Origin of the sequence: Streptomyces albofaciens JCM 4342, from assembly GCF_008634025.1 — a bacterium.
In the GTDB taxonomy this organism is placed as follows: domain Bacteria; phylum Actinomycetota; class Actinomycetes; order Streptomycetales; family Streptomycetaceae; genus Streptomyces; species Streptomyces albofaciens.
In genome coordinates, this window is record NZ_PDCM01000001.1 from 3,093,711 (window position 1) to 3,107,811 (window position 14,101).

13 protein-coding genes and 1 pseudogene are annotated in these 14,101 nt (G+C 70.0%); 12 read left to right on the forward strand and 2 right to left on the reverse strand.

Translation table 11 applies throughout. The annotated features are described in order from the left end of the window. Positions 1 to 83 precede the first annotated feature (83 nt). Entirely contained in the window at positions 84 to 992 is a 909-nt protein-coding gene (locus tag CP973_RS13890; protein WP_030595480.1) for a tRNA (adenine-N1)-methyltransferase, read from the forward strand. A gap of 183 nt (positions 993 to 1,175) precedes the next feature. Beyond that, positions 1,176 to 1,760: a hypothetical protein gene (locus CP973_RS13895; RefSeq protein ID WP_150240624.1), complete on the forward strand. Its 585-nt coding sequence runs from the start codon at positions 1,176 to 1,178 to the stop codon at positions 1,758 to 1,760. Positions 1,761 to 1,775: 15 nt separating this feature from the next. Here CP973_RS13895 and CP973_RS13900 read toward each other — a convergent pair whose 3' ends face one another. Beyond that, positions 1,776 to 2,063, reverse strand: coding sequence for a ferredoxin (locus CP973_RS13900; protein WP_030376102.1), 288 nt, complete (start codon positions 2,061 to 2,063; stop codon positions 1,776 to 1,778). 241 nt (positions 2,064 to 2,304) lie between these two features. Here CP973_RS13900 and arc point away from each other — a divergent pair, with 241 nt between their 5' ends. The 6 genes and pseudogenes from arc (at position 2,305) to prcA (ending at position 8,352) form a co-directional block, all read left to right on the forward strand. After that, positions 2,305 to 4,071, forward strand: a complete 1,767-nt coding sequence (gene arc, locus CP973_RS13905; protein ID WP_150240626.1) for a proteasome ATPase — start codon at positions 2,305 to 2,307, stop codon at positions 4,069 to 4,071. Between the two features lie 276 nt (positions 4,072 to 4,347). Further along, complete coding sequence (gene dop, locus CP973_RS13910) at positions 4,348 to 5,859, forward strand: depupylase/deamidase Dop (protein WP_150240627.1); 1,512 nt, start codon at positions 4,348 to 4,350, stop codon at positions 5,857 to 5,859. A 177-nt stretch (positions 5,860 to 6,036) separates the two neighbouring features. Beyond that, the gene (locus tag CP973_RS13915; protein WP_003981605.1) at positions 6,037 to 6,255 is read left to right on the forward strand and encodes a ubiquitin-like protein Pup; all 219 of its coding nucleotides are present in this window, start codon (positions 6,037 to 6,039) and stop codon (positions 6,253 to 6,255) included. 265 nt (positions 6,256 to 6,520) lie between these two features. After that, positions 6,521 to 6,700: pseudogene (locus tag CP973_RS40810) on the forward strand (endonuclease domain-containing protein); the annotation flags it as partial. Then, on the forward strand, positions 6,652 to 7,497 hold the full coding sequence (prcB, locus tag CP973_RS13925; RefSeq protein WP_150240629.1) for a proteasome subunit beta: 846 nt from the start codon (positions 6,652 to 6,654) through the stop codon (positions 7,495 to 7,497). The pseudogene CP973_RS40810 and the gene prcB, both read left to right, overlap by 49 nt. Positions 7,498 to 7,557: 60 nt before the next feature. After that, on the forward strand, positions 7,558 to 8,352 hold the full coding sequence (gene prcA / locus CP973_RS13930) for a proteasome subunit alpha (protein ID WP_150240631.1): 795 nt from the start codon (positions 7,558 to 7,560) through the stop codon (positions 8,350 to 8,352). Between the two features lie 196 nt (positions 8,353 to 8,548). Here the strand turns inward: prcA and CP973_RS13935 are convergent, their stop codons facing one another. Next, entirely contained in the window at positions 8,549 to 9,595 is a 1,047-nt protein-coding gene (locus tag CP973_RS13935) for a LacI family DNA-binding transcriptional regulator (RefSeq protein ID WP_150240633.1), read from the reverse strand. A gap of 127 nt (positions 9,596 to 9,722) precedes the next feature. Between CP973_RS13935 and CP973_RS13940 the strand changes: the two genes are divergently transcribed. The 4 genes from CP973_RS13940 (at position 9,723) to CP973_RS13955 (ending at position 13,956) form a co-directional block, all read left to right on the forward strand. Then, positions 9,723 to 10,991, forward strand: coding sequence for an MFS transporter (locus CP973_RS13940; protein WP_150240635.1), 1,269 nt, complete (start codon positions 9,723 to 9,725; stop codon positions 10,989 to 10,991). A 9-nt stretch (positions 10,992 to 11,000) separates the two neighbouring features. Beyond that, positions 11,001 to 12,362, forward strand: coding sequence for a Pup--protein ligase (pafA, locus tag CP973_RS13945; protein WP_030595448.1), 1,362 nt, complete (start codon positions 11,001 to 11,003; stop codon positions 12,360 to 12,362). Between the two features lie 172 nt (positions 12,363 to 12,534). Continuing rightward, positions 12,535 to 13,524 (forward strand): FKBP-type peptidyl-prolyl cis-trans isomerase, encoded by a 990-nt coding sequence (locus CP973_RS13950; RefSeq protein WP_150240637.1) that lies wholly within the window; start codon positions 12,535 to 12,537, stop codon positions 13,522 to 13,524. A gap of 57 nt (positions 13,525 to 13,581) precedes the next feature. Beyond that, entirely contained in the window at positions 13,582 to 13,956 is a 375-nt protein-coding gene (locus CP973_RS13955) for an FKBP-type peptidyl-prolyl cis-trans isomerase (RefSeq protein ID WP_030376108.1), read from the forward strand. Positions 13,957 to 14,101 lie beyond the last annotated feature (145 nt).

A 14,101-nucleotide genomic window follows, 5' to 3' on the forward strand; every position in this document is an offset into this window, starting at 1 on the left:
CTCCCGGCCCCCGCCCCACCTCCCCTCCTCCTGGTACTGACCACCTGGTACTGACCACCCCTCGCGCCCGGTAGGCTGGTCACATGTCCGAACCGACCGGTGCCGCCCGCCGTCGCGGGCCCTTCAAGGTCGGGGACCAGGTCCAGCTCACCGACCCCAAGGGACGCCACTACACGTTCACGCTCGAAGAGGGCAAGAGCTTCCACACCCACAAGGGAGCCTTCCCCCACGACGAGCTGATCGGTGCTCCCGAGGGCAGTGTTGTCCGTACCACAGGGAACGTCGCCTACCTCGCGCTGCGCCCGCTGCTCCCCGACTACGTCCTGTCCATGCCCCGCGGTGCCGCCGTGGTCTACCCCAAGGACGCGGGGCAGATCCTGGCGATGGCCGACATCTTCCCCGGCGCGCGCGTCGTCGAGGCGGGTGTGGGCTCCGGCTCGCTCAGCAGCTTCCTGCTGCGCGCCATCGGCGACCAGGGCATGCTGCACAGCTACGAGCGGCGCGCCGACTTCGCCGAGATCGCCACGCAGAACGTCGAGCGGTACTTCGGCGGTCCGCACCCGGCGTGGACGCTCACCGTCGGTGATCTCCAGGACAACCTCTCGGACACGGACGTGGACCGGGTCATCCTGGACATGCTCGCCCCCTGGGAGTGCCTGGAGGCCGTCTCCAAGGCGCTCGTCCCGGGCGGCATCCTGTGCGCGTACGTGGCCACCACGACGCAGCTGGCCCGTACGGTCGAGGCCATCCGCGAGCACGGCACCTTCAACGAGCCGTCGGCCTGGGAGACCATGGTCCGCACCTGGCACGTCGAGGGCCTCGCGGTCCGCCCCGACCATCGCATGATCGGCCACACCGGCTTCCTGCTCACCGCCCGCCGTCTCGCGGACGGCGTCGAGCCGCCGCTGCGCCGGCGCCGCCCGGCCAAGGGCGCGTACGGCGAGGACTACACCGGTCCCGGCAGCTCCAGCGGGGGCGCGGAGCGCGGCTGACGCGCCCCGTACGCACCACCCGAACCGTCCGGCGCCGCCGACGAGTTCCCGCCCACGGGAACCGTCGGCGGCGCCGCTTCGTTCAGGGGGGCGGAAGCCCCGCCCGGTGTTCCCCGGCGGCCCGCCCTGTGGAACGATGCTGGGCACTCCCACCGCCACAGCTCTTCACAGGAGTTACCCCGCGTGCAGCCCACGGCAGGCCAGGACCTTCCGCACACCCGCACCCGCGCCCTGCACTGGCTCGCCACCGCCGCCGCCCTCGCGGCGGCCGTCGCGACCGCCTCCTTCGTCCAGCCCCCGGACGCCACCGCCACCACCGACGCCGCCCCGGGCACCCGCGCGGCCGCCGGCCCCGCCCCCGACCCGCGTGCCGCCAGGTATCCGGTCGACTGCGGCCCCAACCGCCTCGACGTGGTCGACAGCGCCACCGGCGACCTCGACGGCGACGGCAGCCCCGAGACCGTCGCCGTGGTCCGCTGCCACACCGAGACGGGCACCCCGCCGAGCGGCGTGTACGTCCTCGCCCGCCCCACGACGGGCAAGGGCGCCCCGCGGGTCGCCGCGACGCTTCTCGCGCCCGCACAGCAGCGCAGCGTCGAGGGCTTCGCCGTACGCGGCGGCGTGGTCGCCGCGACCCTGCTGGGCTATTCCACGGCCGATGTGCCGCGCTGCTGCCCGGACGTACGGGCGCGGACCAAGTGGCAATGGAAAGGCGGGAAGTTCGTCCAGAGCGAACTTCCCGCCTCTTCCGACACCGCCGGTGTGTGATCCGTCACACTGCGTCTACTCCGCGTCCGGTCCGTAGACCTCCACCCGGTCCGAGACGCGGCGTACGTGGATGCAGTCACCGGGGCACTCCTTAGCGGAGTCCCGTACGTCATTGAGCAGCGGCAGGGGAACGGGGGTGGTGGCCCCCTTCTCCTGAAGCAGCTCGTCGTCGGCGCTCTTCACATAGGCCAGACCGTCGATGTCGAGTTCGAAGACCTCCGGCGCGTACTGCGCACAGATGCCGTCGCCGGTGCAGAGGTCCTGGTCGATCCAGACCTCCAGTGCTTCGTCCTGCGCCGTCATCTCGCCTGCCGTTCCTGCGTACGTGAATCAAATGGGGCCCACCCTGACGGGTGTTGACCGTCTCGACGATACAACCGTCCGCTTTCTGATGTTGTTGGGTGGGTATCCCCCTGAGGTGAGGACGTGCGCAAGGGTGAAGATCGGACACGCCCCGACAGTCTTTTCGATCTAGGGGTTTCAACCTGCACCGGCCCAGGTAGGGTCAGGAAGCGTCCAGCTCCCCTTGGAGGAGGTGAGGACCGTGGCAGCCCACGACGACGACATCAACCGCGGCATCCGGCCGGGGCGGGGGTCTGACGACCCTGCCGGCCAGGTTGCCTATCTCGAGCAGGAGATCGCCGTCCTGCGACGCAAGCTCGCCGACTCTCCGCGTCACACGAGGATTCTCGAAGAGCGGATCGTCGAGCTGCAGACCAACCTGGCCGGCGTTTCGGCACAGAACGAGCGACTCGCCAACACACTGCGCGAGGCGCGCGACCAGATCGTCGCCCTCAAGGAGGAGGTCGACCGGCTGGCGCAGCCGCCGGCCGGCTTCGGCGTCTTCCTGCAGGCGAACGAGGACGGCACGGCCGACATCTTCACCGGAGGCCGAAAACTCCGGGTGAACGTCAGCCCGAGCGTCGACCTCGACGAGCTGCGGCGTGGCCAGGAGGTCATGCTGAACGAGGCGCTCAACGTGGTCGAGGCCATGGAGTACGAGAACGCCGGGGACATCGTCACCCTCAAGGAGATCCTGGAGGACGGCGAGCGCGCCCTGGTGATCGGGCACACCGACGAGGAGCGGGTGGTGAGGCTCGCCGAGCCGCTGCTGGACACCACCATCCGCCCCGGCGACGCCCTACTCCTGGAACCGCGCTCCGGCTACGTCTACGAGGTCATCCCCAAGAGCGAGGTCGAAGAGCTCGTCCTCGAAGAGGTTCCGGACATCGACTACACGAAGATCGGCGGTCTGGGCGGCCAGATCGAACTGATCCGCGACGCGGTCGAGCTTCCGTACCTGTACCCGGACCTCTTCAAGGAGCACGAACTGCGCCCGCCCAAGGGCGTGTTGCTCTACGGACCGCCCGGCTGCGGCAAGACGCTGATCGCCAAGGCGGTCGCCAACTCGCTCGCCAAGAAGGTCGCCGAGGTGACCGGCAAGCCGGCGGGGAAGAGCTTCTTCCTCAACATCAAGGGCCCCGAGCTGCTGAACAAGTACGTCGGCGAGACGGAGCGGCACATCCGTCTGGTCTTCCAGCGGGCCCGGGAGAAGGCGAGCGAGGGCACTCCCGTCATCGTCTTCTTCGACGAGATGGACTCCCTCTTCCGCACCCGCGGATCCGGGGTCAGCTCGGACGTGGAGAACACCATCGTCCCGCAGCTGCTCTCCGAGATCGACGGTGTGGAGGGCCTGGAGAACGTCATCGTCATCGGCGCCTCCAACCGCGAGGACATGATCGACCCGGCGATCCTGCGCCCCGGCCGGCTGGACGTGAAGATCAAGATCGAGCGTCCGGACGCCGAGGCCGCCAAGGACATCTTCTCGAAGTACCTCACCGAGCGGCTGCCGCTGCACGCCGACGACCTCAGCGAGCACGGCGGGGTCCGCTCGGCCGCGGTCAGCGCGATGATCCAGTCGGTTGTCGAGCAGATGTACGCGGAGTCCGAGGAGAACCGCTTCCTGGAGGTCACCTACGCCAATGGTGACAAGGAAGTTCTCTATTTCAAGGACTTCAACTCCGGTGCGATGATCGAAAATATCGTCGGCCGCGCCAAGAAGATGGCCATCAAGGCATTCCTCGAACACAACCAGAAGGGTCTGCGCGTCTCCCACCTGCTCCAGGCGTGCGTGGACGAGTTCAAGGAGAACGAGGACCTGCCCAACACCACCAACCCGGACGACTGGGCCCGCATCTCCGGCAAGAAGGGCGAGCGGATCGTCTACATCCGCACCCTGGTCACCGGCAAGCAGGGCGCGGACACCGGTCGCTCCATCGACACGGTGGCGAATACCGGCCAATACCTGTAACACCGCCGACCGGCTGCGGATGTCCTGCACGGGGCGTCCGCAGCCGGACGCATTTCCGGGGCCGTGGGGGTGATCCCCGGAAGGCGGCGACGGAGCAGGTGAAAACCGGACTGGAGCAATGACTGTAATGATCTCCCCACCGCCGCAAAGGCGTTCTAGGCTCTTCGGTACCGCCGCGTCGCGCACTGCGGAAGCGGGGGCCGCACACGGACCGGAAGCGCAGCGGTACTTGAGCGCCGACCCCATCCGGGGGCGCCGCCGGGCAAGGAGGGCCGCATGACCGTACGGCGAGTAATGGGAATCGAGACGGAGTACGGGATCTCCGTCCCCGGCCACCCGAACGCCAATGCCATGCTCACCTCGTCCCAGGTCGTCAACGCCTACGCGGCGGCGATGCACCGGGCGCGACGCGCCCGCTGGGACTTCGAGGAGGAGAACCCGCTGCGGGACGCCCGAGGCTTCGACCTCGCCCGCGAGAACGCCGACGCCAGCCAGCTCACCGACGAGGACATCGGGCTGGCCAACGTGATCCTGACCAACGGGGCACGCCTGTACGTCGACCACGCGCATCCGGAGTACAGCTCGCCGGAGGTCACCAACCCGCGTGACGCGGTGCTCTGGGACAAGGCCGGCGAGCGCATCATGGCCGAGGCCGCCGAGCGCGCCGCCCAGGTGCCCGGCGCCCAGCCCATCCACCTGTACAAGAACAACACCGACAACAAGGGCGCCTCCTACGGCACGCACGAGAACTACCTGATGAAGCGGGAGACGCCGTTCTCCGACATCGTGCGTCACCTGACGCCGTTCTTCGTCTCCCGGCAGGTCTTCGCCGGCGCCGGCCGCGTCGGCATCGGCCAGGACGGCCACGAGCACGGCTTCCAGATCAGCCAGCGCGCGGACTACTTCGAGGTCGAGGTCGGCCTGGAGACGACGCTCAAGCGCCCCATCATCAACACCCGCGACGAGCCGCACTCGGACGCGGAGAAGTACCGCCGGCTGCACGTGATCATCGGGGACGCGAACCTCTCCGAGATCTCCACGTACCTCAAGCTGGGCACCACCGCACTGGTCCTGTCCATGATCGAGGACGGCTTCATCGCCGCGGACCTCGCCGTCGACCAGCCCGTACGCGCTCTCCACCAGGTCTCCCACGACCCGACGCTGCGGCATCTGATCACGCTGCGCAGCGGCCGTACGCTGACCGCCGTACAACTCCAGATGGAGTACTTCGAGCTGGCGCGCAAGTACGTCGAGGACCGGCTCGGCGCGGACGCCGACGAGCAGACCAAGGACGTCCTGGCCCGCTGGGAGGACGTGCTGGGGCGCCTGGAGCACGATCCGATGAGCCTGTCCGGCGAGCTGGACTGGGTGGCCAAGCGGGAGCTGATGGAGGGCTACCGGCGCCGGGACGGCGTGGAGTGGGACGCGCCCCGGCTGCACCTCGTCGACCTCCAGTACGCCGACGTACGGCCCGACAAGGGCCTCTACAACCGGCTGGCGGCCCGCGGCAAGATGAAGCGGCTGCTGACCGACGCCGAGGTCGCGAGGGCGGCACAGGCGCCCCCGGAGGACACCCGGGCGTACTTCCGCGGCCGCTGCCTGGAGCAGTACGCGGACGACGTGGCGGCGGCCTCCTGGGACTCGGTGATCTTCGATCTGCCGGGCCGTGACTCTCTGCAACGGGTACCGACGCTGGAACCGCTGCGCGGCACCCGCAACCACGTCAAGGAGCTGCTCGACCGGTGCCGTACGGCCGAGGACCTGGTGCGGGTCCTTTCCGGAGGGTGACCGGGCGCCCGATCGGGCACCCGATCCAGGGGCTAAAGGCCGCCCTGGCGGGAATCATCGGGGTGACTCCGGACGTTGCACGAAGACGAGGAAGAACAGGGCCGATGTCAGACCTTGCTTGTAGGGTCTGATCTTGACAGTCACATCGAGCGGGGCGAACCGAGCGGGGTGAGGGACATGGCGACCAAGGACACCGGCGGCGGACAGCAGAAGGCGACGCGTTCGACCGAAGAGGTCGAGGAGCAGTCGCAGGACGCGCAGGCCGCGGACGATCTCAAGGAACGGCAGGAGAAGCTGTCGGACGACGTCGACTCCGTCCTGGACGAGATCGACGACGTGCTGGAGGAGAACGCCGAGGACTTCGTGCGGAGCTTCGTGCAAAAGGGCGGACAGTAAGGGGCGTGTCGGTCTCCGCCGGCGGCGGGTACGGCACCCGCGGGCGCGGTCGCGCATCGGCCGCGCACGCCCCGTACGAGAACCGTCCCGACGGGTTCCGACCCCGGCACCGGGAGCGTGTGGCCGCGCAGGCTGCCGTGCGCTCCCGGCGCCGTTCGAGCGCGCTCGGCGAGCGCGTGGGCACAGGCCGTGCCGGGCGCCTGCCCGCACGCGGGGAGCCGGGGCGAGGGGCGGCCGCAGCCGTCGTCCGGTCCGTTCCCGCGTGCATGTGGATCACGGCCCCAGGACAGGTAAGGTCCGGGACGTACTGTGCTTCAGCTGCAACGCAGCGCTGGGCCAATTCAAGGAGCGGCCGGACGTCTTGGCGCGGACGGCCGAATATCCGGAAGGAAACGTGTGGAAGCCAACACTCGTAGCACCGGGCGTCTACCAGCTGCCTTCCTGACGCCCGGGTCCTCGTCGTTCATGGACTTCCTCGGGGAGCACTCGCCGGAGCTGCTGCCGGGCCGTCGGCAGCCGCTGCCCGTGCAGGGCGCCGTCGAGGCGCCGCACGGCACGACGATCGTGGCGGCGTCCTTCCCCGGCGGCGTGGTGCTCGCCGGTGACCGCCGCGCGACGATGGGCAACGTCATCGCGCAGCGCGACATCGAGAAGGTCTTCCCGGCCGACGAGTACTCGGCCGTCGGCATCGCCGGTACGGCCGGCCTCGCCGTCGAGATGGTCAAGCTCTTCCAGTTGGAGCTGGAGCACTTCGAGAAGGTCGAGGGCGCCCAACTCTCCCTGGAGGGCAAGGCGAACCGCCTGTCGACGATGATCCGCAGCAATCTCGGGATGGCCATGCAGGGCCTGGCCGTGGTGCCGCTGTTCGCCGGCTGGGACGTGGACCGTGCGAAGGGACGCATCTTCTCGTACGACGTGACCGGCGGGCGCTCGGAGGAGCACGGCTTCGCGGCGACGGGCTCCGGCTCGCTCTTCGCGCGCGGCGCCCTGAAGAAGCTCTACCGCGACGACCTCACGGAGAACCAGGCCGCCACGGCCGTCGTGCAGGCGCTGTACGACGCCGCCGACGACGACTCGGCGACCGGCGGCCCCGACCTGGCGCGCCGGATCTACCCGATCGTCACGGTCATCACCGAAGAGGGCTTCAAGCGGTTCACCGAGGCCGAGGTGTCGGAGATCGCCCGCACCATCCACGAGCGGCGGCTGGAACAGCCCGACGGCCCGCGCGCCGCGCTGCTCTGAGGACGGTCCGCCATGCATGCGCCACAGAGAGAGTCATTGACAGAAAGGGACGGATAGCCGGTGTCGACGCCGTTCTATGTCTCACCCCAGCAGGCCATGGCCGACCGCGCCGAGTACGCCCGCAAGGGCATCGCGCGCGGCCGCAGCGTCGTGGTGCTGCAGTATGCCGACGGCGTGGTCTTCGTCGCCGAGAACCCGTCCCGCGCCCTGCACAAGGTCAGCGAGATCTACGACCGGATCGCCTTCGCGGCGGTCGGCAAGTACAACGAGTTCGAGAACCTGCGCATCGGCGGCGTGCGCTACGCCGACCTGCGCGGCTATACCTACGACCGGGCGGACGTGACCGCCCGCGGCCTCGCCAATGTCTACGCCCAGACCCTCGGTACGATCTTCTCCAGCGCCGCCGAGAAGCCGTACGAGGTCGAGCTGATCGTCGCGGAGGTGGGCAACGCCCCCGAGGACGACCAGATCTACCGCCTGCCGCACGACGGATCGATCGTGGACGAGCACGGTTCGGTCGCGGTCGGCGGCAACGCCGATCAGATCAGCAGCTACCTCGATCAGCGGCACCGCGACGGCATGACGCTCGGCGAGGCGCTCAAGCTGGCCGTCGAGTCGCTCTCGCGCGACAACAACGGCGGTGAACGCACTCTGACCGCCGAGCAGTTGGAGGTCGCCACCCTCGACCGTACGCGCCCGCAGCAGCGCAAGTTCAAGCGCATCCTGGGCCGTCAGCTGTCCCGGCTGCTGGAGGAGAACGGCGCCGCGGCGTCCGCAGAGGGCTCCGAGGCGGCCGCGGACGAGTCGTCGGGCTCCGCGGATTCCGAGGGCACGTCCGGTTCCGAGAGCTCGTAACCGGGCGCACACGGGCACTTACGCGCCCCGGCGGGTGGACAACCTGCCGGGGCGCGCCGCGTTGTGCGGGCGGCGTTGTACGGACCGAAGCCGTACGGGCCGAGGCCGCACGGGCCAAAGTCGCACGGGCCGAGGCCGCAGCCGGTCGAAGCCGTACGGATCGAGGCCGCGGCGGACCGAAGCCGTGCCGTGCCCCCTACGGCACCGGCCCCGTGGACCCCCGTACGACCAGTTCCACCGGCAGGCTGACCGGCGTGGGCGGACGGCCCTCCAGCGCGGCCATCAGGGCGTGCATGCCGGCGGCCCCCACCTCCTCGGCGGGCAGCCGGACGGTGGTCAGCTCCGGTTCCACGGCCCTGGACAGGGCCAGGTCGTCGAGGCCGGTGACGGAGAGGTCCTCGGGCACCCGCAGGCCCAGCCGGCGCGCGGCCTTGCACGCCCCGGCCGCCACCAGGTCGTCGTCGCACAGCAGGGCGGTCGGGCGCGGGCCCGGCCCGGTCAGGGCGGCGTGGGCGGCGCGCAGACCGCCGTCGACACTGAGCGCGGCGGGTTCCGTACGCACCTCCGCGTCCGGTACGCCCCGCAGCGCCTCGGCGAGCGTCGCGGACCGCACGTGGAAGGTCCAGGAGTCGACGGCGGCGGCGAGGTGGGTGATGCGGCGGTGGCCGAGCCCGAGCAGATGGGCCGCCAGGCGCCGGACGCCGTCGGCGATGTCGAGGTTGACGGTCGCGGTGGCGCCGGGGTCGTCCGGGTCGCTGTCGAGCATCACCAGCGGCAGTTCCTCGCCGCGCAGGGCGGCCAGCGCGTCGGTGGCCATGGCGGCGGCGATCACGCCGTCCAGTGCGGAGCGCGCCGAGGCGAAGGGGTCGCGCGCCGGGCCGATGCCCTCGGGGGAGGGGTAGAGGACGACGCCGAAGTCGTGGTCGGCGGCGACGCGGGCCGCCCCGGTGTAGACGCGGGCGAAGTACTCCGTGGTCAGGGCGGGCACCACGAGCAGCGCGGTGCGGGTGCGGCCCATCCGGAGGCTGCGCGCCGCGAGGTTGGGGCGGTAGCCCAGGTCGCGCGCGGCGGCCCGGACGGACTCGGCCTTGTGCGGCGAGACCCGGCCGCGCCACTTGTCGCCGAGGACGAGCGAGACGGCGGCCTGCGAGACCCCGGCGGCGCGGGCGACGTCCCGGCTGGTGACGCGGGACCCGGCGGCGGTGCCGGGGCGGGCGGATGTCGGCTGCTCGTGGGCGGTCACCGGGGTCAGGACTCCTCGTATCGGGCTTCGCGGTATGGACCCGCGAGCTGCGGACATGATACGTATGACGCCGCACGTTATACGTAACACTACTTCCCGGCGCTGCGCCGGACGGAAAGGAGCGGGCATGAGCGCTGGATACGCGCAGCTGCTCCGCACGCGACATGCGGCCCGGCTGCTGGCCGGGACGCTGGTCGGCAGGCTGCCGAACGCGACCGGGCCGCTGGCCGTGGTGCTCTTCACCCGCGCCGAGGGCGGCGGCTACGTCCTGGCGGGCGTGCTGTCCGCCGTGTACGGGGTGAGCAACGCGATCGGGCAGCCGCTGCTGGGCCGGGCGGTGGACATGTACGGACAGCCGCGCGTGATGCTGCCCGCGGCGGTGGTGTCCGCCCTGGGCATGGGGCTGCCGGCGGTCATCGGCCTGGAGCCGCTGCCCCTGGTGTACGCGGCCATGGTGATCGCCGGGTTCTTCACGCCGCCGCTGGAGGGCGGGCTGCGCGCGCTGTGGCCGTCGGTGCTCAAGCGTGAGGACCGGGTGCACGCCGCCTACGCGCTGGACGCGGTGGCGCAGGAAGTGCTGTTCGCGGTCGGACCGTTGCTGGTGACGACGTGCGTGGCCCTGTGGTCGGAGCGCTGGGCGCTGCTGGTCATCAACGCGATCGGGGTGCTCGGCGCGCTCTCCGTGGTGGTGTCCCCGCCCTCGCGCCGGTGGCGCAGCGCGCCGCGCGAGGCGCACTGGCTGGGTGCCCTGCGCTCCTCCGGGATGCTGGTGCTGATCGCCTCGTTCTTCTTCGTCGGGCTGGCGCTGGGGTCGATCGCGGTGGCGGCGGTGGCGTACGCCGACGCGCACGGCGGCGGGATGGTCTCCAGCTACCTGCTGTCCGCGCTCGGTGTCGGCGCCCTCCTGGGCGGCGTGGTCTACGGCGCCCGGCAGTGGCCCGGCCACCCGGAGAACCGGCTGCGGGTGCTGGCGGCCCTGCTGGCGCTCGGGTACGTGCCGCTGGCCCTGACGCCGGGCGTGCTCGGGATGACGCTGCTGACGGGCGTGGCCGGGGTCTTCCTGGCGCCCGCGCTGGCGTGCGCGTTCGTGGTGGTGGACCGGCACGCGCCGCGGGGGACGGTCACCGAGGCGTTCTCCTGGCTGGTGACGACGTTCGGGGTCGGTTCCGCGGTGGGGATGACGGTGGTCGGCCCGGCGGTGGAGCGGGGCGGCCCGGCCGCGGGGTTCGCCGTGGCGGGCGCGGGCGGGGTGGCCGCGCTGCTCGTACTCGTGTCGACAAAGCGCTTTCTTGCCCCCGTCCGTGACGCCGCTGTGCGCGCGGCCGCGCAGGTCACGGCGGAAACTGATCGAAACGAGGCCGTCCAACCCGGTTTCAGAGCAGGCCATCAGGCGTAATGTTCAGTCATGGACCGCCGCATTTTCGGGCTGGAGAACGAGTACGGCGTCACGTGCACGTTCAGGGGACAGCGCCGACTGTCTCCTGACGAAGTGGCGCGGTACCTCTTCCGCCGTGTCGTGTCATGGGGCCGCAGCAGCAATGTCTTCCTGCGGAACGGCGCCCGCCTGTACCTGGACGTGGGTTCGCACCCGGAATACGCAACCCCCGAGTGCGACAACGTGACCGAGCTGGTCACCCACGACAAGGCCGGTGAGCGCATTCTCGAAGGTCTGCTGGTCGACGCCGAGCGTCGCCTGCACGAGGAAGGAATCGCGGGCGACGTCTATCTCTTCAAGAACAACACCGATTCCGCCGGAAACTCCTATGGTTGCCACGAAAACTATCTCGTGGCCCGGCACGGGGAGTTCTCCCGGCTCGCGGACATTCTCATCCCGTTCCTGGTCACGCGTCAGCTGCTGTGCGGCGCGGGCAAGGTCCTGCAGACCCCCCGCGGGGCCGTCTACTGCGTGAGCCAGCGCGCCGAGCACATCTGGGAGGGCGTCTCCTCGGCGACCACCCGCTCCCGTCCGATCATCAACACCCGCGACGAGCCGCACGCCGACGCCGAGCGCTACCGCCGGCTGCACGTCATCGTCGGCGACTCCAACATGTCGGAGACGACCATGCTGTTGAAGGTCGGCGCCACCGACCTCGTACTGCGCATGATCGAGGCCGGCACGGTCATGCGCGACCTGACCCTGGAGAACCCGATCCGCGCCATCCGGGAGGTCAGCCACGACATAACCGGTCAGCGCAAGGTGCGGCTGGCCAGCGGGCGGGAGGCCTCCGCGCTGGAGGTCCAGCAGGAGTACTACGAAAAGGCGGTGGACTTCTGCGAGCGGCGCGGTATCCGCACGGGCATGGTCGAGCGGGTTCTGGAATTGTGGGGCCGTACGCTCGAAGCCGTACGGGAACAGGACCTCGACCGGATCGACACCGAGATCGACTGGGTGATGAAGTACAAGCTCATCGAGCGCTACCGCTCGAAGAACAACATCACCATGTCGCACCCGCGGGTCGCGCAGATAGATCTCGCGTATCACGACATCCACCGCCGACGGGGTCTGTACTACCTCCTGGAGCGCAAAGGACAAGCCGCCCGCATCTGCAACGACTTGAAGATCTTCGAAGGCAAGTCGGTGCCGCCGCAGACCACCCGGGCCCGGCTGCGCGGCGACTTCATCCGCCGCGCCCAGGAACAGCGCCGTGATTTCACGGTCGACTGGGTGCATCTGAAGCTCAATGACCAGGCGCAGCGCACCGTGCTGTGCAAGGACCCGTTCCGGTCCGTGGACGACCGGGTGGAGAAGCTGATCGCCGGTATGTGAGTCCGGAGGGTCACCGAATCCGGTGACGGCCGGACGTGGCTGTGCCGGGAGCGCCCGCGCTCCCGGCACTTCGCTTGTATTGCGCGGTTGTGTTGCGTCTGGAAATGCACCCCGGGTCAGGTCGTAGAGTGACGGCCATTGCCCACCCGCCCCACGATCCGAGTTGGACTCCATGAACTTCACGAAGAACACCCGCCGCGCCGCCGCCGCGGCGCTGGCCGTGCCCGTCCTGCTGTTCACCGCCGCCTGTGGGTCCGATGACGGCAAGGGCTCGTCGGCCGCCACGGTCGCCAAGGTGGAGGGCAAGGCCGGGGAGCAGCCCAAGATCACCGTGCCGAAGGGCGCCAAGGCGTCCGGGGAACGGGCCACCAAGACGCTGATCGAGGGCAAGGGGGCGACCGTCAACAAGGGCGACTTCGTCCGGCTGGACTACGCCGCGCAGGCCATGAAGACCGGCCAGAACCTCGGCAGCTCCTGGACGCAGCAGCCCGGTACGGACACGAAGGCGCCGCGGCGGCAGGTGATCGGCGAGGTCAGCGACCAGGCCCAGTCGATGCTCCCCCCGAAGGTGCTGGGAGCCGTGGCGGGGCAGAAGGTCGGCAGCCGGGTCCAGGTCGAGGGCACCGCGAAGGAACTGGTCGGCGAGAACCTGAACCCGCAGCTCGGCATCAAGCCGGAGGACGGCCTGGTGTGGGTCGTGGACATCGCCGCCGCCACGAAGGCCGACAAGAAGGCCAAGGCCGAGGGCGAGCAGGCGAAGCCCGAGGAGGGCATGCCCGAGGTGAAGGCGGAGGGCGACAAGGCCGCCACGATCACCATCCCCAAGGGGGAGAAGGCGCCCACCGAGCTCAAGGAGCAGGTGCTGGTCAAGGGCAAGGGCCCGAAGGTCAAGGCCGGTGACGGGCTGATCGCGCAGTACACGGGTGTGAAGTGGGAGGACGGCAAGAAGTTCGACTCCTCCTGGGACCACGGCGGGGCCACCGCCTTCCAGATCGGCAACGGTTCCGTCGTCAAGGGCTGGGACCAGGCCCTGGTCGGCAAGAACGTCGGCGACCGGGTGGAGATCGTGATTCCGCCGAAGCTGGCCTACGAAGGGAACCCGCAGAGCGGGCTGGACAAGAACACCCTCGTGTTCAGCGTGGACATCGTCGGCACCGTCTGAACGTGATCTGCCAGACTGTGCCCGTAGCTGTGCAGAAACTTTCGTAGGAGCACTTTCGTGAACATCGACAAGCCCGAGATCGACTTCCCCGAGGGCCCGGTCCCCACCGACCTGGAGATCGTGGACCTGTGGGAGGGGGACGGGCCGGTCGCCAAGGCGGGGGACACCGTCTCCGTCCACTACGTCGGCGTCTCCTTCAGCACCGGTGAGGAGTTCGACGCGAGCTGGAACCGCGGCAAGCCGCTGCAGTTCGAGCTGGGCGCCGGCCAGGTCATCGCGGGCTGGGACCAGGGCGTGCAGGGCATGAAGGTCGGCGGCCGCCGCCGGCTGACCATCCCGGCGCACCTGGCGTACGGCGAGCGCGGCGCCGGCGGCGGCCGCATCGCCCCGAACGAGACGCTGATCTTCGTCTGCGACCTGGTCTCCGTCTGAGACCGTCCGCGCACCCGGCCGCGGCACAGCGGCGGCCGTCGCACCGAGGGCCCGTACCGTCCGGTACGGGCCCTCGGCCGTCGCCGCCCGCACCTCCGCGAACCCTCGGCTTTGCCGCAGGTCCCCGGAGCGGTACGGTCATCGG